Source organism: Desertihabitans brevis (genome assembly GCF_003327535.1).
Classification (GTDB): Bacteria; Actinomycetota; Actinomycetes; order Propionibacteriales; family Propionibacteriaceae; genus Desertihabitans; species Desertihabitans brevis.
Window position 1 is genome coordinate 236,327 of sequence record NZ_QOUI01000002.1, and the last position, 21,099, is coordinate 257,425.

The following is a 21,099-nucleotide window of genomic DNA, read 5'->3' on the forward strand; positions in this document are numbered from 1 at the left end:
TGGTGGACTGGGGTGATCTGCCCGTACGACCCTGGTGAGGGATGGACATGGAGCTCCAGATCTGCACGGCCCGCTGGGAGGTCGAGTGCTACCGCCGCACCGTGCGGCCCGGCACCCGGCTGCAGGCCAGCCTCACCGCCTGGCACGAGCCCGCGCTCGCCCAGCTCGTCGGGCGCACCGGCGTCCCGGACTCAGACCTGATCCGCTGGGACGAGCCGGCCCCGGAAGAGCGGGCCGACTGGGTCGTCTACGGGGGGCTGCACGGCCCGCACCACAGCCGTCTGGTGGCCGTGGAGGTGCTGAGCACCGCCGAGGTGCGCGGCCCGGACGACGACCTGCGGCTGCAGCGCACCGACGCCGCCGGGACGGACGGCTCGGAGCCGCCCGCGCCCGCGACGACGGAGGAGGACGAGCTCTTCGGCTACGTGCTCGAGGTGCGGGTGCTCACCGGTGACCCGGCCCGGCCACCAGCTGGTTGACGCTGCGCAGCACCCCGGGCGCGGTCAGCCGCTCCAGGTCGGGCTCGGCGGCCGAGCGGACGACGAAGGTCGCGCTCTCCCCCGGCAACAGGGTCACCAGGCCGTCGTCGACCACGGCGGCCGGGTCGACCTTGTCGACCAGCAGCGTCAGGTCCTTGACCAGGACGCGGGCGGTCACCTCCAGCCGGTAGCCGTCGTCGGTGCGCTCCAGCCGGGCGTCCAGCTCGGGTCGACGCAGGGCGCTGTCGCGGTCCTCGACCAGCAGGCTGCTGGTGCGCACGGCGCCGACGGCGGCCAGCACCAGCTCCTCGCGCGCCTCCCCGGCCGTGGCCACCGCCGCCGGCACGGCGACGGCGAGCGTCTGCCGCGGGGCGACCCGCACCGGCTCGCGGTGCTCGGCCAGCACGTCACCGACCAGCCGCCGCCGGCTGAGGACGAGCTCGTCCACCCACGGCTCGTCGGTGTCGTTGACCAGCCGCACCTCGGGCCCGTCGTCGGTGCCGGCCGGGTCGAGGGCGAGCACCACCAGCCGGTCGGCGTGGGCCCGGCGGAGGGCGAAGAAGGCGGGTTTGCGTCGGTTCTCCCCGTCGACCACGGCCCACGAGGTCACCGGCCAGCAGTCGTTGAGCTGCCAGTACACGCTGCCGGCGCACCGCGGCCACTGCGAGCGGAAGTGCTCCAGCCCCGCCCGCAGCGCGAAGGCCTGGTTGAGCTGCATCGCCCAGTGCCAGTCCTCCATGTCGTCGGGCACCCGCAGGTGCGGCACCAGGCCGCGGGTGAGCTTGCGATCACCTTCGGCCGCCTTCTGGTGCACCTGCATGCCCGGGGAGACCGGGGTGAGCGGGTCGTCGTGCACGCTGCCGGTCAGCGTGGCCCAGGTCGGCGGGGCCTGCCAGCCCCACTCGGCCACGAACCGCGGCCGGTACCCGCGATAGGCGCTCCAGTCGCGGGCGTTCCAGACGTCCCAGACGTGCACGGTGCCGTGCGCCGGGTCGTTGGGGTGGCCGGTGGCCGAGGCGGAGCCCTGCGGGGTGAACGGGCTGCCGGGGGTGTAGGGCCGGTGCGGGTCGAGCTCGGCCAGCAGCGCGGGCAGCAGCTCGTGGTAGTAGCCGGCACCCCAGGTGCGACCATCCAGCCGCTCCTGCCACTCCCAGTCCTCGAAGCCCCAGAGGTTCTCGTTGTTGCCGTTCCACAGCACCAGGCTGGGGTGGCCGACCAGCCGGGTGACGTTGTCGCGCACCTCGGCCTCCACCTCGCTGCGCAGCGGCTCCTCCTCGGCGTAGGCGGCGCAGGCGAAGAGGAAGTCCTGCCACACCATCAGCCCGCGGCGGTCGCACTCGGCGTAGAAGTCGTCGGACTCGTACAGCCCACCGCCCCAGACCCGCAGCAGGTTCACCCCGGCGTCCTCGGCGGCGTCCAGGATGGTGGCCAGCCGGGCCCGGTCCACCCGGTGCGGGAAGGCGTCGTCGGGGATCCAGTTGACGCCCTTGACGAACACCGGACGGCCGTTGACGACCAGCGTGAACGGGGTGCCGTCGGCGTCGGGCGCGGTCTCGGTCTGCACGGTGCGGAAGCCCACCGCGCCGTCCCAGCGGTCGAGCACCGTCCCGGCGGCGTCGAGCAGCTCGACCGTGACCTCGTAGCGGGCCTGCTCGCCGTGCCCGCGCGGCCACCACCGCCGCACCGTGCCGGCGTCGAGCTCGAGGGCGGCGGGACCGTCGGCGGGGACGTCGACGGTCTCGGTGCGGCCGTCCAGCCGGGCCCGCAGCCGCAGCCCCTCCCGCTCGCCGGCGACCTCGGCGTGCACCTGCAGGGTGCCGTGGTCGGCGTCGTCGACCAGCGCGTGCGGGCGGACGCCGTCCAGCCGGGCGGTGCTCCAGCCGTGCAGCTCGAGCGGACGCCAGATGCCGCAGGAGGCGAAGTCCGGGCCCCAGTCCCACCCGAACCCGCACGCCATCTTGCGCAGCGCGTTGTAGGGGTGGTGGTTGGTGTGCGGGCGGGCGCCGAGCTCCAGGCTGGCCCGGTCGGCCTCGCGGACCGCGGAGGCGAAGGTGACCTCCAGCGTGCTGCCGACCCGGACCCGTCCGGTGAGGTCGACGCCGAAGGTCCGGTGCATGTCGCGCGACTCCAGCACCACCTCGCCGTCCACCTCGACCCGCGCCACCGTGTCCAGACCGTGGGCCACCAGGGTGACCCGGTCCCCGGCCGGCAGCTCCTCCACCGTGGTGCGGTAGCGCCAGGTGCACAACCCCACCCAGCCGAGCAGGCGCTCGTGCGCGTCCTCGAACGGCTCGGGCACCAGCCCGGCGGCCAGCAGGTCGGTGTGCACGCTGCCGGGGACGGTGGCCGGCACCGGGCCGGCCGCGGCGACCTCGGCCGGCACCGGACCGGCGACGGGCTGCACGCTCCAGCCGGTGCTCAGCGGGACGACGACCAGACTCATCAGCGGGTCCTCCGGGACAGGGCCCCGTCGGCGTCGGTGCCGGCCGGGGCGGGGTGGCTCAGCGGGCGAAGAGGTTGCCCGAGGTGGCCGAGATGAAGTTCTTCAACGACTCGGGCAGGTGGTGCAGGTGCCAGCGGTCGGGGCCGTGGTACCAGGCGAGGTCGGTCGGGTCGGCGTGCTCGTCGTCGTCGGCGGTGACGATGGCATCGATCCACCGGTCCCTCCCGCCCAGCACGATGGCGTAGGGCAGCACCTCCGACAGCTCGTGCAGCTCCCGCCCCGGCGGCATCTCCTCGGTGGGGTGGGTCAGCAGCTCGGCGCGCAGCGCGTCCAGCCCGGCCAGCAGGCTGGAGCCGGCGGTCGTCCGCGCGGGCATCTCCTGGCCCACGAAGACCAGGCCGAGGGCGACGGCGAGCAGCGCCAGCCCGAGCAGGCCGAAGGTGGTCAGCGCGACCAGCAGCCCGGTGGCCACCACGGCCACCACCAGCGCCACGGTGCCGATGGTGCCCCAGCGGTTGCGGGTGCTGTCGGGGCGGCGCTCGAACCAGCCGTTGCGGACGACGTCGTCGTAGAGCGCGGACTGCACGTCGGCGATGTGGGCGGCGATGGCCGGGCCGATCTCGGAGACCAGCAGCCCGTCACGACCCTCGGGCGGCGTGAGCGCATCCAGCAGCCGCTGCTCCCACCCGGCCAGCTGCGACGGGTCGCCGTCGGAGCGGCGGACGAGCTTCCAGTCGGTGCGGGCGAACTCGTCGGCGCGAGGCAGCTCGATGATGCGCAGGTGGCCGCGGACGGCCAGGTCGATCAGGCTGGCGGTGACGTCGATCGGGTCGACCCGCTCGTCCACGACGGTGCCGACCTGGCCGGGCCGGACCGCGGCCAGCACCGAGAACTCCGAGCGGCCCTCGGCCACCGGGCGGAACTCGGCCACCCGGATGGGTCGGCCCGGGGCGGCGTCGCGGCCGGCGCGGCGGTGCAGCAGGAAGATCGCCAGGCCGCCGAGCACCAGCACGCCGAGGGCCAGCCCGAGCGGCAGCGGGTCGACCGAGAAGGCACCACCCAGGGTCCAGCGGCGGTTCTCCACCGAGGTCACCTCGACCACCCCGGCGGGGACGGTGAGCAGCAGCTCGACCATCTCGCCCTGGCCGCGCGCGCCGTCGCCGAAGACCGGCACCGGGTTGTCGTCGGTGCCGGCCGCGGAGAACCGGCAGACCCCGGGGTTGGCGGCGTCCGGGGCGCCCGAACGGCACTGGAAGTCGGTGGGCAGGCCGGGCAGCGTGACCTCCCCGGTCACCTCCGAGACGCTGACCGACAGCCCCTGCAGCACCCGCCAGCGGAACTGGGTGCCCTCCGGCGAGGCGAAGGTGGCGCCGCTGACGCTGTAGCTGATGCTGACCGGCCCGCTGACGCCCGCGGTGGGGACGGTGACGGTGACCGCGTCGGCGCCCTGCTCCACCTCGGGGGTGAGCGGCTGGTCGGCCTCGACCCGGACGTCGGTGACCTCGTAGACGTGCTCGCGGTCGCCCAGGACGTTCTCGCGCACCGCGATCCGCTGGGTGATCTCCTCCGGCACCTCGCCGTCGAAGGTGAGCGTCTGGGTCACGCGGGCCACGCCGGAGCGCTCGAGCTCGACCTGGATGTCGAGCAGGGAGGCGTTCCCCTCCGCCCGCGCCGGCACGGCGACCGCCGCGAGCACCAGGGCCAGCAGACCCATCAGGACCGCTCGGGACAGGGGTCGGGTCACGGGTGCCTCCACGGACGGGTCGGGGCCGACGGGTGCACCGGTGGCGGTGCAGGCCACACGATAGTGGGTCACGGTCCGGGCCGGGCGGGCTCGACACCGGGCCGGATACGCTGTCGCCCGTGACGCAGCAGCCCTGGGGTCCGCCCCGCCAGCAGCAGCCGTGGGGTCAGGCCCAGTCCGGGTGGCAGCAGCCGCAGTGGCCGCAGTCCGGCGGCTGGCCGGCGGCGCCGCAGCGCCACACCCGCCCGGTGCCCGCGGGTGGCTACTTCGCCCCGCCACCGCCGCGCCGGGGCAACCCGCTGCGCACCCTGTTCCTCGTGCTCTCGGGGCTGGCCGCCGCCGCGGTGCTCGCGCTCGTGGTGGTCGGCCTGTCCACCTCGACCGGTGAGTCGGCGTATGAGAACGAGGACTACCAGGTGCCGCCGGAGTCCGCCAGCCCGCCGCCGCTGCCGGAGTACCCGACCACGGTCGAGGAGGCCCTCGACGCGCTGGAGAACAACCCGCTCTACGCCTCGACGATGCCGGTGCCGATCCGCTGCGAGCTGCCCGAGGGCAACACCTGGGAGATGAGCGAGGACGAGCTCGACGCCTTCCTCACCGAGCAGATGGCCTGCCTCACCCGGGCCTGGCAGCCGCCGCTGACCGAGGCCGGCTGGACCGAGGTGCGTCCGCCCGTCACCGTCTACCGCGACCAGGTCACCTCGGCCTGCGGCAGCCTCGAGGGCGCGGAGGCCGTCAACGCGTTCTACTGCCCCGCCGACCAGGCGGTCTACTTCTCGACGCTGATGTTCGAGTACCTGCCCGACCTGCGCCAGCCGCGGGTGACCGAGCTGGTGATGGCCCACGAGTACGGCCACAACGTCCAGGCCCGGGCCAACATCCTGGTGCCGGGCTCGCTGCTGCAGGCCAACATCGACGACGAGGAGGTGGCGCTGGAGATCTCCCGGCGCACCGAGGTGCAGGCCGACTGCCTGGCCGGGCTGTTCCTGCACTCCACCGCCCAGTCGCTGGAGCTGACCGAGGCCGAGCTCGCCAGCGTCGACCAGGCGCTGTTCAACATCGGCGACGACGCGCTCAGCGGCGACCCCGACGTGGTCGGCAACCACGGCCGCGGCGCCAGCCGTCAGCTCTGGGGTGGGCGCGGCTACGCGAGCTCCGACGTCGGCGTCTGCAACACCTTCGTGGCCCCGGCCTCGGAGGTCGAGTAGCGCCTCGGAGGTCGAGTAGCTCAGCCGCGCACGAGGGCGGTCGCGATCGCGGCCAGGCCCTCACCGCGCCCGGTCAGCCCGAGCCCGTCGGTGGTGGTGGCCGAGAGGCTGACCGGCGCCCCGAGCGCCGCGCCCATCACCGCCTCGGCCTCGGCCCGGCGGGCTGCGAAGCGGGGCCGCTGACCGACCAGCTGGACCGACACGTTGACCGGGTGGAACCCGGCCGCGGCGAGCCGCCGCGCGGTCTCGACCAGGAACGCCCGCCCGGACGCCCCCGCCCAGGCCGGGTCGGAGGTGCCGTAGTTGCTGCCGAGATCGCCCAGCCCCGCCGCGGCCAGCAGCGCGTCGCAGGCGGCGTGGGCGACGACGTCGCCGTCGGAGTGCCCGACCGGCCCCATCTCCTCGTCGGGGAAGTCCAGGCAGGCCACCCGCATCGGGCGCCCGGGCGCCAGCCGGTGCACGTCGATGCCGGTGCCGGTGCGCAGCGTCGCAGCGGCCGCCCCGAGCAGCCCCTCGGCCAGCTGCAGGTCGTGCTCGGTGGTGACCTTGAGCGAGCGCGGCGAGCCCTCCACGAGCACCGCCCGGTGCCCGGCCAGCTCGCAGGCGCCGGCGTCGTCGGTGACGGTGGTGCCGTCGGCTCGCAGCCGGTCGTGGCCCTCGCGCAGCACGTCGGGCCGGAAGCCCTGCGGGGTCTGCACCGCCCGCAGCCGGGAGCGGTCGACCCCGGTGGAGCCGCTCTCGTCGAGGCGACGGACGGTGTCGACCACCGGCACCACGGGCACCACCACCGGGTCCCCGGCGAGCACCCGGTCGGCCACCCGTCGGACCACCTCGGGCGGCACCAGCGGCCGGGCGGCGTCGTGCACCAGCACCACCGCGGGCGGACGGCTGGTGCGGGGGCCGGTGGTGAGGGCGTCCAGGGCGGCGTCCACCGACTCCTGCCGCTCCCGTCCGCCGGGGACGAAGCGGAGCGGCACCCGCTCGGCGAGGTCGGCCAGGGCGGCGGAGAACTGCTCAACCAGCTCGGGCCGGATGGCGACCACGACCTCGTCTGCGCCGCCCTCGACCAGGGCGGCGACGCTGTGCCACACCAGCGGTCGGCCGGCCAGCAGCCGCAGCGCCTTCGCCGGGCTGCCGGCACCCATCCGGACGCCAGAACCGGCCGCCACCACGATGGCGGCGACCGGTTCGGCAGCTGGTGCTGGGGTGGTGCTCAGGAGGCGAGCACCTCGTCGAGCAGCACCTCGGCCCGGTCCTCCTCGACGCGCTCGGCCAGGGCGAGCTCGGAGACCAGGATCTGACGGGCCTTGGCGAGCATCCGCTTCTCACCGGCCGACAGCCCGCGGCCCTTCTCGCGGCGCCACAGGTCGCGGACGACCTCGGCCACCTTCATCACGTTGCCGCTGTGCAGCTTCTCGAGGTTGGCCTTGTAGCGGCGCGACCAGTTGGTCGGCTCCTCGGTGTGCGGCGCCCGCAGGACGCTGAACACCTTCTCCAGCCCCTCGGCGTCCACCACGTTGCGGACACCGACGAGGTCGAGGTTCGACGCCGGCACCTGGATCACGAGGTCGTTCTGGCCGAGGATCTTCAGCTTGAGGTACTGGGTGTCCTCGCCCTTGATCTTGCGGGTCTGGATGTCTTCGATGACGGCCGCCCCGTGATTCGGGTAGACCACCGTTTCTCCGACCGTGAAAGTCATCTGTTGTGCCCCTTTCGCCTTGACGAGTCTATCACGGCTGGTTCCACCGCTCCGGGGCGTTTGGCCTAGCCAGAGGCCGGTGCGGGCCAGTCAAGGGACTTGACAAGTACGACCGGGTGTGTATCGCGGAGGCTCCGGCGGGCTCGGGTGGCGGCCCCGGCGGCAGATGTCGGTAGGCTGCTCGCAGCCGAGCAGGAGGAGCAGGACAGCCGTGCCGAACACCGTCCCCACCCGAGTCCCGTCGGGCCCCCGCCCCGCCTCTGGAGCGCGTCGGGGCCCGCGCCGCTGGTCGCGCGCCGTCGCGGCGGGTGTGCTGGCCCTGGGGCTGGCGACCGGGGTGTCCGCGTGCGGGTTCGGCGCCCAGACGCTGCAGCCGTACACCCCGGCGGCCGGGGTGAACGTGGACGTCCCGGAGGACGCCCGGATGCCGTTGGTGAACGTGCGCGACCTGCGGATCATCTCCCAGGCGGAGGGCTCGGGGTTCCTGTCGGCCACCCTGGTGGCCAGCGACGTCGACCAGCTGGTCTCGGTCAGCGGGCAGACCTTCGGGCCCGACGGCCAGCCGACCGGCCCGCTCGGGATCGAGCTCGCGCAGCCGGTGGACCTCGGCCCGGCGCAGAACCCGCTGGTGCTGGCTGACCAGCAGCCCCGGCTCGCGGCCACCGGCGACGGGGTGGTGCCGGGTCTGACCGCCGAGGTGACGTTGACCTTCGCCTCGGCCGGCGAGGCCACGCTGACCATCCCGATCACCAACGCCGAGGACCTGACGGGCTGACCCGTCCGGGGCCCGGCGCCGCGCCGGGCCCCAGCCCGCGGCGAGGGCTCACCCCTCGGTGAGCTCCGGCGGGAAGAGGCTGCTGACCGACTCCCCGACGTGGATCCGCCGGACCGCCTCGGCGAAGAGCGGGGCCACCGACCGGACCTCCAGGTTCGCCACCCGGCGCTCGGGCGGCAGCGGCACGGTGTTGGTGCAGACCACCTCGCTGATACCGGTCTCCGCACCCAGCCGCTGCACCGCCGGACCGGTGAACAGCCCGTGCGTGCAGGCCAGCGCCACCCGCTCCACCCCGTCGCGGCGCAGGCACGCCAGCAGCTCCACCATCGAGCCGGCGGTGGCGATCTCGTCGTCGAGCACGATCACGTCGCGCCCGCGGACGTCGCCGACGATGGCGTCGATGACGACCGTGTCGTCGGCCTGGCGGCGCTTGGACCCGGCCGCCACCGGCACCCCGAGCAGCCGGCCCAGCTTGCCCGCGGACTTCACCCCGCCGAAGTCGGGCGAGACCACCACGGTGTTCGACAGATCGCGGCCGGCGAAGTGGGCGGCCAGCTCCTGCAGCGCGGTGAGGTGGTCGACCGGCACCGAGAAGAAGCCGTGCACCTGCTCCGAGTGCAGCGCCATCGTCACCACCCGGTCCGCGCCGGCGGCGACCAGCTGGTCGGCCACCAGCCGCGCGCCGATCGAGATGCGCGGCGCGTCCTTCTTGTCGGAGCGGGCGTAGGCGAAGTGCGGGATGACGGCGGTGATGGAGGCCGCCGAGGCGCCGCGGGCGGCGTCCAGCATCAGCAGCAGCTCCATCAGGTGCTCCTGGACCGGCGGGACGAGCGGCTGCACGACGAAGACGTCGCGGCGCCGGCAGTTGGCGCGCAGCTGCACCTGCAGGCAGTCGTTGCTGAAGCGGGTGGTCAGCGAGGGCGACAGCTCGACGCCGAGGATGTCGCACATCTCCTGCGCGAACTCCCGGTGGGCGGCGCCGGAGAAGACGGTGATCCCCGGCATCAGGCCTCGAACTTGTAGCCGAGCCCGCGCACGGTGATGAGGTGGACGGGGTTGGCCGGGTCCTGCTCGACCTTGGAGCGCAGCCGCTTGACGTGCACGTCGAGGGTCTTGGTGTCGCCCACGTAGTCCGCGCCCCAGATCCGGTCGATCAGCTGGCCACGGGTCATCACCCGCCCGGAGTTGCGCAGCAGCATCTCCAGCAGCTCGAACTCCTTGAGCGCCAGCTTCACCCGCTGCCCCTGCACCGACACCTCGTGGCGCTCCACGTCCATCCGCACGCCGCCGGCCTCGACCACGTCGGGCAGCAGCTCGACGTCCTGGCCGCGGCGCAGCACCGCCCGGATGCGGGCCACCAGCTCGCGGTGGCTGAACGGCTTGGTGACGTAGTCGTCGGCGCCCAGCTCGAGCCCGACCACCTTGTCCACCTCGGTGTCCCGGGCGGTCACCATGATGACCGGGACCGGGCCACGGGCCCGCAGCTGGCGGCACACCTCGGTGCCGGGCAGCCCCGGCATCATCAGGTCGAGCAGCACGATGTCGGCGCCGACCCGGTCGTACTCGGCCAGCCCGGCGGTGCCGTCGGCGGCCTCCACCACCTCGAAGCCCTCCTTGCGGAGCATGAAGGCCAACGCCTCGCGGTAGGAGTCCTCGTCCTCCACCACCAGTACTCGGGTCATCGTTCCAGCTCCTTCTCGCTGTCGGGATCGGCAGGGTCCGGGCGCGCACTCTTCGGAGCGGCTGGCGCCGGGGGCGGGGGCTCGGGGTCGGCGAAGCCCGGCGCAGGCTCGGACTCGTCGACGCTGTGCTCGGGGAGGCTGATGGTGAACGTGGAGCCCTGGCCGGGTTTGCTCCACACGTCGACCACGCCCCGGTGGGCCGCGGCGATGTGCTTGACGATGGACAGCCCGAGGCCGTTGCCGCCGTTGGCGCGGCTGCGGGCGTAGTCCACGCGGTAGAAGCGCTCGAAGATCCGCTTGAGGTCGGCCTGGGCGATGCCGATGCCGTTGTCGGTGACCCGGATCTCCACCAGGGAGTCGTCCTCCTCCTGCCGGCGGCGGGCCGAGACCACCACCCGGCCACCCGGCTCGGAGTACAGCACCGCGTTGCGGACGAGGTTGCTCACCGCCATCGCCAGCTGGGTCTCGTCGCCCACCACCGCGAGGTCCTCCCCCGGCACCACGGTGAGGGTGATGCCGCGGTCGTCGGCGTCCACCCGGCAGACGTCGACCGCCTCGGCCAGCACCTCCCCGACCTCGACCCGGCGCGGTGAGAGCAGCGGGTCGTCGGCCTGCACCCCGGAGAGCTGGATGATCTGGGCCACCAGCCCGGTCAGCCGGGCGGACTCGTGCTGCATCCGACCGGCGAAGGACCGCACGGTGTCGGGGTCGTCGGCCGCCTCGACCACGGCCTCCGACAGCAGCGAGATCGCCCCGATCGGCGTCTTCAGCTCATGGCTCACGTTGGTGACGAAGTCGCGCCGGATCGCCTCCAGCCGCACCGCGGTGGTGCGGTCCTCGGCGAGGATCACGCACAGCTCCTCGGTCAGCGGGGCGACCCGGACGGCGAAGTGGCCCTCCTGGTCCTGCCCGCGGGGCAGCGTGAGGTCGAGGGAGTGGACCCGGCGCTCGGTGCGCACCTGGCGGACCAGCTCGAGCAGCTCGCGGTGCGCCACCCGGCTGCCCCGCACCAGCCCCAGCACCCGGGCCTCCTCGGTGGACTGGAGCACCTCGTCCAGCGGCCCCACCACCACACCGGCCGAGCGGAGCACCCCCAGCATCTGCGACACCCCGTCGGGCACTGCTACCTGGGGCATCTCCAACCGTTCATCCGCTGTAGGTCGCCGGCCGAACCTGGTGCCGAGGACGATCCAGGTCGCGAGTGTGGCACCCAGCAGGAAGCCGAGTCCAGCCGCGAGAAGGAGGTCCACAGACGTTCACTCTAGGGGCACCGCGCATTCGCCCCGACTCCGCTGGAGGGCCATCCCGGGCGGAGTTCGGCCGTCGTTCATGTGTCGTTCACCTCTCTCGACGCGGTGGCCACCGGGTAGCCGTAGGCTCGACCTGGCCCAGTGCCAGACGACTACTCCCCCTGCTGAGGATGTGCCCATGCGTGAGACGTACCGCGAACAGCTCGAGTCGGTCACCAGCGACCTGGTGATCATGGCGCAGATCGTGCGCGGAGCCGTCCGCGACAGCACCCGTGCCCTGCTGCAGGCCGACGACGCGATCGCCGAACGCGTGATCAGCGGCGACGAGGAGCTCGACCGGATGAGCGAGGAGGTCGAGCACCGCTGCTTCTCACTGCTCTCGCTGCAGGCCCCGGTCGCCGGCGAGCTGCGCATCGTCGTCTCCGCCCTGCGGATGGCCGCCGAGCTGGCCCGGATGGGCGACCTCGCCGTGCACGTGGCCAAGGTGGCCCGGCTGCGCTACCCCGACATCGCCGTCCCGGAGTCCCTGCGCGGCAACTTCGAGCGGATGGCCTCGATCTCGGAGCAGATGGTCGAGACCGCCGGGCGCACCCTGCAGTCCCGCGACGTGGAGATGGCCGAGCAGCTGCAGCACAACGACGAGGAGATGGACGACCTGCGGCGCAGCCAGTTCCGCCTGATGCTGGGCGACAGCTGGACCCACGGCGTGGAGGCCGCCGTCGACTGCGCGCTGCTGGGCCGCTACTACGAGCGGATCTCCGACCACGCCGTCTCGATGGGCGCCCGGGTGGTCTACCTGGTCACCGGCGAGGCCCCGGCCGGCGCCTCGCACTGGCCGTGACCGGCTGACCGCATCGGCGGTCAGCGGGTGAGCAGCGACGGCGTCCCCGGCCCGACCACGTCGGGGGCGTAGCTGACCCGCCCGCCGAAGCGACGCCGGGTGTAGGGGCGGCGGACCGCCACCGGCGGGGAGCCGAGGTGCTCACACATCACCTCCACGACGTCGGAGCCGAGGTCGGGCGCGTGCACGTCCAGCACGAGCGCGGCCGCCCGCAGCGGGTCACCCTCGCGCAGGGAGCGGCGCAGCGCCGCCAGCACCTCCCCGGGGCCGGGACGGTTGCGGTCGGGCTCGAACCGTGCCAGCCGCTGCGCGCCCTCCAGGTCGACCACCACCGCGAAGGGCCAGAACTCCCCGTACGTGGCCAGCCCGTGGTGGGCCACCTTGAACGCCTCGGGGAGCATCCGCTCGAAGTCGTCCCGGGCCTGCCGGCTGGCCCCTTCCGGCCACTGCACCACACCGCCTCCTCGTCCTCGGACCGGACAGTCAAGCAGATCCGGGGCGCCCGCCGGCCCCGACCGCTCGGTTGCGGGCCCACAGCCGGCGCACCACGTCCTCGACGTCGGGCTCGGCCACCGACAGGTCGCGCACCTCGGCCCGGGTCTGCACCGCCGTCAGCACGGCGGCCGCCGTGGTGGTGGCCGGGTCGAAGGCGAGCCGCTGGCGCACCCCCTCCCCCTCGCTGCCGAGGTGGCGGGTGCCGGGCACCTGCAGGTCGGCGACCGGCTCGGCCAGGTCCACCACGAGGATCCGCTCGGCCGCCACCGTCGCCCCCAGCCCGCTCAGCGTGCCGTCGTAGGCCAGCCGTCCGTGGTCGACCACCAGCACCCGCTCGCACAGCCGCTCGACGTCGCCCATGTCGTGGGTGGTGAGCAGCAGGGTGGTGCCGCGGGTGCGCCGCTCGTGCACGAGGAACTCCCGCAGCCGCTGCTTGCTGAGCACGTCCAGACCGATGGTGGGCTCGTCCAGCACCACCAGCTCGGGCCGGTGCAGCAGCGCGGCAGCCACCTCCGCCCGCCTCCGCTGGCCCAGTGAGAGCTGACGCACCGGGGTGGACCAGAAGTCGGCCAGCTCGAGCTCCTCCACCAGCTCCGCGCGCCGGGACGCCAGCGCGTCCGGCTCCAGGCGGTGGATGGCGCCGAGGATGGCGAAGGACTCCGACAGCGGCAGGTCCCACCACAGCTGGGACCGCTGCCCGAAGACGACGCCGATCCGCCGCGACAGCGTCCGCCGCTCCCCGATCGGCTCCAGGCCGCAGGTGCGCACGCTGCCGGAGGTGGGCACCAGGATCCCGGCCAGCATCTTGATGGTGGTCGACTTGCCGGCGCCGTTGGCCCCGATGTAGCCGACGGCCTCCCCCGGACCGACCGTGAACGTCATCTCGTCCACCGCCCGGACCCGTCGGGCGCGCCGCCGCAGCCGGCGTCCGGGGACGGGTTCGCGCACCGTGAACTCGCGGACCAGCCGGTCCACCTCGACCACCGCACCGGGCACCGTCATCTCCTCGCTCCCCTCATCCGCCCGCTCCCTGGTAGTGACGCACCCCGGCCCGCCAGAGCAGCCCGGCCAGCAGGCAGGACCACAGCGCGGCCACCGGCAGGAACCAGGCCAGCCACGCCGGCAGCAGCGCCGGGCCGGGCTGGCCGAGCACGACCAGCGTCGGGAGGTAGCCGACGAAGGCCGCCGGCACCACGAACCCGAAGGTGATCTTCAACCCGGTGCCGAACACCGAGGTCGGCTGGCTGGCCGCGTAGGACCCGCCGTAGGTGAAGGCGTTGGTGAACTCCGCGCCGTTGACCAGCCAGAACTGGCAGCCGGCCGCGCTGACGAACAGCGCGCAGAAGATCAGGGTGCCGAACACCAGCGCGAGCCCGACCACGGCCGCCGCCCGGAGCGGGTCGGGGATCTCGTTGGCCACCAGACCGGCGACCAGCGCGGCCACCCCGACCCCGATCCGGGTGAGCCGACGCAGGCTGATCTCGGAGGTGACCAGCTGGGCCAGCAACGGCTGGGGGCGCAGGTAGAAGACGTCGATGGTGCCCTCGCGGATGTAGCGGGGCAGCCGGTCCAGGTGCCCGACCAGCAGGTCGGCGACGGAGAAGCAGATGTTGGCCAGCCCGAAGACCAGCAGCACCCCGCCGAAGTCGAGCCCGCCGAGGACGTCCACCTGGGAGAAGACCACCCAGGTCTCGGCCAGCTCGACCAGCCCGACCAGCAGCGCCCCGAGGAGGTCGAGGCCGAAGGAGAGCCGGTAGGTGGTCTGCGCGCGCACCCGGGAGGCGAGGACCGCGCGGTAGGCGGTGAGGTCAGCCACCCTGCACCTCCAGGTGGCGACGGCCGAGCCGCTCCAGCAGCAGCGCGAGCGCCAGCAGCGCCAGCCCCCAGGCCAGCTGCACGCCGAGGTGCTGCCAGGCCGCGGCCCCGAGGACGCGCCCGCTGAGGACGTCCACCGGGTACTGCAGGAAGGTCGGGAACGGGGTGAAGCCGGCGAGGGTGCGCAACCACCCCGGGAACAGGTCCACCGGGACGAACAGACCGGCCAGGAAGGTGCCGAGGATGCCGTAGAACGCCTTGATGCCGCGGGTGTCGACCACCCAGAAGCCGAGCAGCCCGATGCAGTGCACGCCGAGGTAGGAGGCGACCACGGCGACCGCCACGCTGAGCACGCCGACCAGGTACGGACCGGGGGTGGGAGGCAGGAACCAGCCGGTGGTCAGCAGCCCGACCACCACCGCCGGGACGCCGCGCGGCAGCAGCGTGTAGGCCGCGCGGCCGACCGCGGGCAGGGCGAAGGCCGCCACCAGCGGCACCGGACGCAGGTAGTCCACCGCGATGTCGCCGTTCTTGATCCGCTCCTCCACCGAGGAGATCGGCGCCATCAGCGTGATCGCGCCGAGCAGGGCCTGGGAGATCCAGACGTAGCCGCCCAGGGTGTCGCGGTCGTAGCCGGCGAAGGCGGTGGTGGAGGCGTCCAGGGCGGCGAAGAGCACCGCGGCCCGGATGAACCCGAAGACGACGTTGGTGAAGAGCCCGGCCGCGACCGCCAGCCGGTAGTGGGCCTGCTCGGCGAACCCGGCCCGGACCAACGACCACAGCAGGCCGGCGCGCAGCCGGGACTCTGTGACCGGGGACACAAGCGCGGGAACTTACTCCTGCCCGGCGGGCCCGTCAACGGATCAGGACGCGGAGACCCCGAACTCGCTGCGGTAGCGGCGCACGGCCTCCAGGTGCCCGCCCAGGCCGCCGGTCTCCTCGAGGTGGGCGACCACGTCGTCGAGGGTGACGATGGCCCGCACCGGGCAGCCGTGGTCGCGGCTGACCTGCTGGACCGCCGACAGCTCTCCGCTGCCCCGCTCCTGCCGGTCGATCGCCACCACGATCCCGGCCAGCTCGGCCCCGTGCGCGCGGACGATCTCGACGGCCTCGCCGATCGCGGTGCCGGCGGTGATGACGTCGTCGACCAGCACCACCCGGCCGGCCAGCGGGGAGCCGACGAGCGTCCCGCCCTCGCCGTGGTCCTTGGCCTCCTTGCGGTTGAAGCACCACCGCACGTCGCGCCCGTGCTGCTCGGCCAGCTGGACGGCCGTCGCCGCCACCAGCGGGATCCCCTTGTACGCCGGGCCGAAGAGCACGTCGACCTCCCAGCCGGCTTCGACCACGGTGGCCGCGTAGTGGCGGGCCAGCGCGGCCAGCCGGGCCCCGGTGCCGAAGGCGCCGGCGTTGAAGAAGTACGGCGAGCGCCGGCCCGACTTGAGGGTGAAGTCGCCGAAGCGCAGCACCCCGTGCTCGATGGCGTAGGAGAGGAACTCCCGCTGGTGCGGCTGCAGCGGCACTACTTCTTCTTCCCCTGGTTCTTGACCGCCTCGATCGAGGCCCGGGCGGCCTCGGGGTCGAGGTAGCGACCACCCTCGGTGGTGGGACGCAGGTCCTCGTCGAGCTCGTAGAGCAGCGGGATGCCGGTGGGGATGTTGAGCCCGACCACGGCCTCGTCGCTCATCCCGTCCAGGTGCTTGACCAGGGCGCGCAGCGAGTTGCCGTGGGCGGCGACCAGCACGGTCTTCCCGGCGCGGAGGTCGGGCACGATGGCGTCGTACCAGTAGGGCAGCATCCGCACCACCACGTCGGCCAGGCACTCGGTGCGCGGACGGGCCTCGGTGGGCAGCGCGATGTAGCGCGGGTCGTCGAACTGGGAGTACTCGTCGTCGGGCTCGATCGGCGGCGGCGGGGTGTCGTAGGAGCGGCGCCAGATCATGAACTGCTCCTCGCCGAACTGCTCCAGCGTGGCTGCCTTGTCCTTGCCCTGCAGGGCGCCGTAGTGGCGCTCGTTGAGCCGCCAGGAGCGCTTGGTCTCGATCCAGGAGCGGCCGCACTCGGCCAGCGCGAGGTTGGCGGTGTGGATGGCGCGCAGCAGCACCGAGGTGTGCACCACGTCGGGGAGCAGGCCCTGCTCGGCCAGCAGCCGGCCACCGCGGACGGCCTCGCCGCGGCCCTTCTCGTTGATGTCGACGTCCACCCAGCCGGTGAACAGGTTCTTGGCGTTCCACTCGCTCTCGCCGTGACGGAGCAGGATCAGGGTGCCTCGTTCGCTCATGGACGGGAGCCTATCGGCCGCGACGTCGCCGCCCCGGGGCCGTTCAGGCGCGGCCGGCGGCTTCGGTCAGGGCCCGCAGCCGGGCGGCGTGCGCGGACGTCAGCGCCCCGGGCTCCAGCCGCCAGGACCAGCCGCCGGCCACCCCGGGCAGGTTCATCCGGGCCTCGGTGCCGAGGCCGAGGACGTCCTGGGCCTGGGTCATCGCCAGCCGGCAGGGGGCCGCCAGCGCGAGCTCGACCATCGCCCACGACGGCTCGGCCTCGCCGTCGGTGGTGACGGCGGCGGCCCGCCAGGCCCTCCGCACCTGGGCGCGGCGCACCTCGGGCAGGGTGTCCCACCAGCCCACGACGGTGTCGTTGTCGTGGGTGCCGGTGTAGACGACCTGGTCGGCCTCGAGGTTCTCCGGCTCGTGGGACTTGTCCGGGTCGTCGGGGTTGAAGGCGAACTGCAGCACCGCCATCCCGGGCAGCCCCAGCTCGCGGCGCAGTGCGTCGGTGGCGGCGTCGATGTCGCCGAGGTCCTCAGCCACCACCGGCAGCGGGCCGAGCTCGCGGGTGGCGGCGTCGAAGACGGCGCGCCCCGGGCCGGGCACCCAGCGCCCGTTCTCGGCGGTGGTGTCGCCGACCGGGACCGCCCAGTAGGCGGAGAAGCCGCGGAAGTGGTCGATCCGCACCAGGTCGAACAGGTCGAAGGTGCGGCGCAGCCGCTCTACCCACCAGCGCATCCCGTCGGCGGCGAGGGCGTCCCAGTCGTAGAGCGGGTTGCCCCACAGCTGGCCGGTCTCGGAGAAGGCGTCCGGCGGGACGCCCGCCACGGCGTCGGTGCGGAAGATCTCCGGCCAGGCCCGGTGGTCGGCCCCGTCGGCGGCGACGTAGATGGGGACGTCGCCCATCACCTGCACGCCCCGGTCGGCGGCGTAGCGGCGCAGCTCGCCCCACTCGCGGTCGAAGCGGACCTGGCCAGCGAGGTCGCCGCCGACGGCCGTCCAGGAGTCGACCCAGTAGGCGTGCTTGGCGGCGAAGGCGGCCAGCTCGTCCTCCCCGACCGGGGCGTCGGGGTGCTCGAGCAGGGCCGGCGAGGCGGCGAAGGCCGAGGGCGAGGAGTAGGGCGAGCCGAACTCCCCCGGCACCGAGACCGGCAGCACCTGCCACACCGTCTGCCCGGCCTCGGCGAGCCAGTCGACGAACTTCCGGGCCGAGGGCCCCATCCGTCCGTCGGGCAGGGAGGTCAGGTGGAGCTGGACGCCGGCGGCGCGGGTGGGGAGCACGTCCTCGAGCCTGTCACACCGTCCGGGCGGCGCTCAGCAGGCCTGGACGCTCGCGGCCTCGCGGGTGGTGGTGTTCTCGTACTCACCGATCGCGGCGACCTTGGCCGCCGAGGCGCTGCTCTCGTCGAAGGTGTAGGTCAGCCACTCCTTCGCCAGCCGACGGGCCAGCTCGAGCCCGACCACCCGCTGGCCGAAGCACAGCACCTGGGCGTTGTTGCTCAGCACCGCGCGCTCCACCGAGAACGGGTCGTGCGCGGTGACCGCGCGCACACCCGGCACCTTGTTGGCCGCGATCGCCACCCCGAGCCCGGTGCCGCAGACGAGCAGGGCCCGGTCGGCCTTGCCCTCGGCGACCATCCGGGCGGCCGCCGCGGCGATGTGCGGGTAGGCGGTGTCACCGTCGGCGTCCACGCCCACGTCGATGACCTCGCTCACCTGGTCCGAGGCCTCGAGGTCGCCCTTGAGCTTCTCCTTGTAGTCGAAACCCGCGTCGTCGCTGCCGACCACCACTCGCCACGCCATGTCCGTCTCCTCCGTCGTCCGCGCGGGCCCTCCGGCCACGCGCTCTCTCCCAGTTGTACCCGCTCGGTCGAACCGGTCTCAGCCCGCACCCGCCTCCACCGGCGTCCCCTGCCGGTGTCCCCGCTCGTCCTGGGGCACCTTGAGGAAGCCGACCATGACGAACGCCGCGGCGTAGAGCAGCACGAAGGCCCACACCACCCCGACGTCGCCCAGCCCCAGCGTGAGCACCAGCGAGACCACCCCGGAGCCGAGGAAGGCCGCGCCCCCGGCGGCGGTCGTGTACATCGCCATCGCCGCGCCCTTGTGGTCGGGGGTGAGCGCCGGCATGATCGCGCCCATCGGCACGAACCCGGCCAGCAGGCAGCCGAACAGGCAGCCCGCCGCCACGCTCAGCCAGTAGCCCCAGTCCGAGCCGGCCGGCACCCACTGCGGCACGTACCACCACAGCAGCAGCCCGACCGCCGACCCGAACACCCCGAACCAGCGGACGGTGTTCCGCCAGCCCCAGCGGTCGCCGACCGCGCCGAAGACGGCGTTGACGAGGATGTTGGTGGCATAGACCAGCGTGGTCATCGTCAGGTAGCGCGCCTGGCCCCACCCGCGGTCGTCGGCGATCACCGCCGGCAGCACCAGGAACATCCCGTACTGGGGGGCGGTGTTGATCAGCCGCACCAGGAAGCCCATCGCGATCTTCGGCCGGGTGACGGTGAGCCGCAGCCCCGACAGCAGCACCTGGCTGGTGCTCTCCCCCGCCGGCGCGATCCGGCCGCGGCCGTTGTCGGCGCGGACGCCGAACCAGCTGATGGCGAAGCCGGCGACCACCAGCGCGATCGAGACCACCATGGCACCGGTCTCGCCGGACGTCCCGCCGCCGAAGGCCGGGATCGCCCCGACCGCCACCAGCGAGCCGAGGGTCGGCAGACCGCCGGTGAACATCACGTAGAACCAGCCCACGGCGACGCCGTTGCGCTGCACCGGGGTGGTGATGTTGATCCAGACCAGCATCGCGAAGGCGAACAGCGGGTAGCCGAAGCCCCGCAGGAAGTAGGTCACCGCCACCAGGGGCAGGCTGCCCAGCTGCAGGCTGAGCAGGAACAGCACCTCGAAGACCACCCAGACGGCGAAGCCCAGCGCCATCACCCGGCGCGGGCCCCACAGGTCCGACAGCGCCCCGGCCAGGTAGCTGCCGACCAGCACGGCCAGGCTGTAACCGGTGACCACGGTCGCCACCACGGCCTCCGGGCGGCCCAGGACGGCCTCCATGTGCGGCTGGATGAAGTTCGACTCGGTGCCGTTGCCGGTCATGAACACCAGCAGCCCCAGGAACCCCCAGCGCAGGCTGTGCGGGATCCCGATGCGGTCGAGGAAGCGCTCCTCGCGACCGGTGCCGACCTCGCTGTGCAGCGACGTCACAGGCTCAGCCCCGGCGTCCCGGCAGCAGCGACACCTTCACCGACGCGCCGCTCGTGTCGCCCACCAGGTCGAGGGCCTGCTGGAAGTCGGCCAGCGCGAACTGGTGGGTGCAGATCTGCTCCACCGGCACCTTGCCGTCCTCCAGCATCTTGATCGCCGCCGGCCAGCAGTGCGGGCCGAGGTGGGCGCCGAGGACGTCGAGCTCCTTGTCGTCGGAGATGATCGACCAGTCGACGGTGACGTCGGAGCCGAAGACGGAGTACTCGACGTAGGTGCCGAGCTTGCGCAGCAGGTTGAGACCCTGCCCGACCGCCGAGGGGTGCCCGGTGCCCTCGAGGTAGACGTCGGCACCGTAGCCGTCGGTCAGCTCCTTGATGCGGGCGACGGCGTCCTCCTCGCGGATGTTGATGGTGAGGTCGGCCCCGCAGGCCTTGCCGAGGGCGAGCTTGTCGTCGTCGAGGTCGAGGGCGATGAGGTTCATCGGGTTCTTCTCCCGCGCGCCGAGGATGAGCCCCAGCCCGATCGGGCCGCAGCCGGCCACCACCACGGTGTCCTCGAAGGAGATGTTCGCCCGCTCGACCGCGTGCAGCGCGCACGACAGCGGCTCGGCGAAGGCGGCGTGGTGCGGCTCGAGCTGCTTGGACACCTGGTGCACCCGGGCCCGGATCGGGACCAGCACGTACTCGGCCATCGCGCCGTCGAAGTTCTTGAACCCGAACATGTCGTGCGGCCCGCACATCCAGTACTGCCCGCGCCGGCAGTAGCGGCACTCCTCGCACGGCACGATCTGCTCGCAGGCGACGCGGTCGCCGATCGCGACCCGGTGGTGGGCGAAGGCCTCCTCGTCCCCGGCGACGACCTCGCCGACGAACTCGTGACCGGGGCTGCGGCCGACCTGCACGTAGGGCTCGCGGTGCTCGTCGCCCCAGAACTTGGCCGCCCCGTGGTAGCACTTCAGGTCGCTGGCGCAGACGCCGACCGCCTCGACCCGCAGCAGCATCTCCCCCGGGCCCGGGCGCGGGACGTCCTTCTCCTCCAGCCGGTAGTCCTCCGGCCCGTGGACCACCACGGCCTGCATCCGGTCGGGAAGGGGCTCAGACATCCGTGGTACCTCCGTTGGTCGTGCGGCGAACCGGTCGGCCCCAGTCGAGCACGGCGTCGGAAGCGATGTCAAGAACACATGTTCAC

The 21,099-nt window shown here is 73.4% G+C and carries 21 protein-coding genes and 1 pseudogene; 4 read left to right on the forward strand and 18 right to left on the reverse strand.

The genetic code is table 11. The features are described 5' to 3' along the window. Positions 1–47 precede the first annotated feature (47 nt). Positions 48–479: a hypothetical protein gene (locus DT076_RS04435; protein WP_147264047.1), complete on the forward strand. Its 432-nt coding sequence runs from the start codon at positions 48–50 to the stop codon at positions 477–479. Here DT076_RS04435 and DT076_RS04440 read toward each other — a convergent pair. Next, positions 445–2,922: a glycoside hydrolase family 2 protein gene (locus DT076_RS04440; RefSeq protein WP_114125438.1), complete on the reverse strand. Its 2,478-nt coding sequence runs from the start codon at positions 2,920–2,922 to the stop codon at positions 445–447. The two genes, DT076_RS04435 and DT076_RS04440, sit on opposite strands and share 35 nt — an antisense overlap. A gap of 58 nt (positions 2,923–2,980) precedes the next feature. Beyond that, complete coding sequence (locus DT076_RS04445; protein WP_147264048.1) at positions 2,981–4,666, reverse strand: DUF2207 family protein; 1,686 nt, start codon at positions 4,664–4,666, stop codon at positions 2,981–2,983. 119 nt (positions 4,667–4,785) lie between these two features. Between DT076_RS04445 and DT076_RS04450 the strand changes: the two genes are divergently transcribed. Continuing rightward, the gene (locus tag DT076_RS04450) at positions 4,786–5,874 is read left to right on the forward strand and encodes a neutral zinc metallopeptidase (protein ID WP_114125440.1); all 1,089 of its coding nucleotides are present in this window, start codon (positions 4,786–4,788) and stop codon (positions 5,872–5,874) included. A 20-nt stretch (positions 5,875–5,894) separates the two neighbouring features. Here DT076_RS04450 and ispF read toward each other — a convergent pair whose 3' ends face one another. The 3 genes and pseudogenes from ispF to DT076_RS04460 all read right to left on the reverse strand — a co-directional run bounded on the left by ispF (position 5,895) and on the right by DT076_RS04460 (position 7,573). Further along, on the reverse strand, positions 5,895–6,359 hold the full coding sequence (gene ispF / locus DT076_RS19560; protein WP_199538984.1) for a 2-C-methyl-D-erythritol 2,4-cyclodiphosphate synthase: 465 nt from the start codon (positions 6,357–6,359) through the stop codon (positions 5,895–5,897). 30 nt (positions 6,360–6,389) lie between these two features. Next, positions 6,390–7,046: pseudogene (gene ispD, locus DT076_RS19565) on the reverse strand (2-C-methyl-D-erythritol 4-phosphate cytidylyltransferase); the annotation flags it as partial. 41 nt (positions 7,047–7,087) lie between these two features. After that, positions 7,088–7,573, reverse strand: coding sequence for a CarD family transcriptional regulator (locus tag DT076_RS04460; RefSeq protein ID WP_114125442.1), 486 nt, complete (start codon positions 7,571–7,573; stop codon positions 7,088–7,090). Positions 7,574–7,784: 211 nt separating this feature from the next. On the opposite strand from DT076_RS04460, the gene DT076_RS04465 reads away from it, so the two are divergent. Continuing rightward, positions 7,785–8,348, forward strand: coding sequence for a hypothetical protein (locus tag DT076_RS04465; protein WP_147264049.1), 564 nt, complete (start codon positions 7,785–7,787; stop codon positions 8,346–8,348). 48 nt (positions 8,349–8,396) lie between these two features. Here the strand turns inward: DT076_RS04465 and DT076_RS04470 are convergent, their stop codons facing one another. From DT076_RS04470 to DT076_RS04480, 3 genes are read right to left on the reverse strand one after another with little or no spacing between them, the layout of a single operon-like run. Then, the gene (locus tag DT076_RS04470) at positions 8,397–9,353 is read right to left on the reverse strand and encodes a ribose-phosphate diphosphokinase (protein WP_114125444.1); all 957 of its coding nucleotides are present in this window, start codon (positions 9,351–9,353) and stop codon (positions 8,397–8,399) included. Continuing rightward, positions 9,353–10,030: a response regulator transcription factor gene (locus DT076_RS04475; RefSeq protein ID WP_114125445.1), complete on the reverse strand. Its 678-nt coding sequence runs from the start codon at positions 10,028–10,030 to the stop codon at positions 9,353–9,355. Before DT076_RS04475 ends, DT076_RS04470 begins: the two co-directional genes overlap by 1 nt. Continuing rightward, positions 10,027–11,166, reverse strand: coding sequence for a sensor histidine kinase (locus DT076_RS04480; protein WP_114125655.1), 1,140 nt, complete (start codon positions 11,164–11,166; stop codon positions 10,027–10,029). Before DT076_RS04480 ends, DT076_RS04475 begins: the two co-directional genes overlap by 4 nt. A 292-nt stretch (positions 11,167–11,458) precedes the next feature. On the opposite strand from DT076_RS04480, the gene phoU reads away from it, so the two are divergent. Further along, positions 11,459–12,121: a phosphate signaling complex protein PhoU gene (gene phoU, locus DT076_RS04485; RefSeq protein ID WP_114125446.1), complete on the forward strand. Its 663-nt coding sequence runs from the start codon at positions 11,459–11,461 to the stop codon at positions 12,119–12,121. Between the two features lie 20 nt (positions 12,122–12,141). Here the strand turns inward: phoU and DT076_RS04490 are convergent, their stop codons facing one another. The 10 genes from DT076_RS04490 to DT076_RS04535 all read right to left on the reverse strand — a co-directional run bounded on the left by DT076_RS04490 (position 12,142) and on the right by DT076_RS04535 (position 21,013). Further along, on the reverse strand, positions 12,142–12,576 hold the full coding sequence (locus DT076_RS04490) for a hypothetical protein (RefSeq protein WP_114125447.1): 435 nt from the start codon (positions 12,574–12,576) through the stop codon (positions 12,142–12,144). A gap of 28 nt (positions 12,577–12,604) precedes the next feature. After that, positions 12,605–13,618: an ABC transporter ATP-binding protein gene (locus DT076_RS04495; RefSeq protein WP_114125448.1), complete on the reverse strand. Its 1,014-nt coding sequence runs from the start codon at positions 13,616–13,618 to the stop codon at positions 12,605–12,607. Positions 13,619–13,631: 13 nt separating this feature from the next. Further along, on the reverse strand, positions 13,632–14,432 hold the full coding sequence (locus tag DT076_RS04500) for an ABC transporter permease (RefSeq protein ID WP_114125449.1): 801 nt from the start codon (positions 14,430–14,432) through the stop codon (positions 13,632–13,634). Next, positions 14,425–15,252 carry an ABC transporter permease gene (locus DT076_RS04505; protein WP_233493633.1) on the reverse strand — a complete coding sequence of 276 codons (828 nt, stop codon included), beginning with the start codon at positions 15,250–15,252 and terminating at the stop codon, positions 14,425–14,427. The genes DT076_RS04500 and DT076_RS04505 overlap by 8 nt, the downstream gene beginning before the upstream one ends. A 42-nt stretch (positions 15,253–15,294) precedes the next feature. Then, positions 15,295–15,951, reverse strand: a complete 657-nt coding sequence (gene pyrE, locus DT076_RS04510) for an orotate phosphoribosyltransferase (protein ID WP_233493634.1) — start codon at positions 15,949–15,951, stop codon at positions 15,295–15,297. Further along, complete coding sequence (locus DT076_RS04515) at positions 15,951–16,709, reverse strand: phosphoglyceromutase (protein WP_114125450.1); 759 nt, start codon at positions 16,707–16,709, stop codon at positions 15,951–15,953. Before DT076_RS04515 ends, pyrE begins: the two co-directional genes overlap by 1 nt. Positions 16,710–16,752: 43 nt before the next feature. Further along, a complete protein-coding gene (locus tag DT076_RS04520) occupies positions 16,753–17,976 on the reverse strand; it encodes a 4-alpha-glucanotransferase (RefSeq protein ID WP_199538959.1) in 1,224 nt (407 codons plus the stop codon). 33 nt (positions 17,977–18,009) lie between these two features. Further along, positions 18,010–18,498, reverse strand: coding sequence for a ribose-5-phosphate isomerase (locus tag DT076_RS04525; RefSeq protein ID WP_114125451.1), 489 nt, complete (start codon positions 18,496–18,498; stop codon positions 18,010–18,012). A 78-nt stretch (positions 18,499–18,576) separates the two neighbouring features. Then, the gene (locus tag DT076_RS04530; RefSeq protein ID WP_199538960.1) at positions 18,577–19,911 is read right to left on the reverse strand and encodes an MFS transporter; all 1,335 of its coding nucleotides are present in this window, start codon (positions 19,909–19,911) and stop codon (positions 18,577–18,579) included. Positions 19,912–19,915: 4 nt separating this feature from the next. Further along, positions 19,916–21,013, reverse strand: a complete 1,098-nt coding sequence (locus DT076_RS04535; RefSeq protein ID WP_114125452.1) for an alcohol dehydrogenase catalytic domain-containing protein — start codon at positions 21,011–21,013, stop codon at positions 19,916–19,918. Positions 21,014–21,099: the final 86 nt, after the last annotated feature.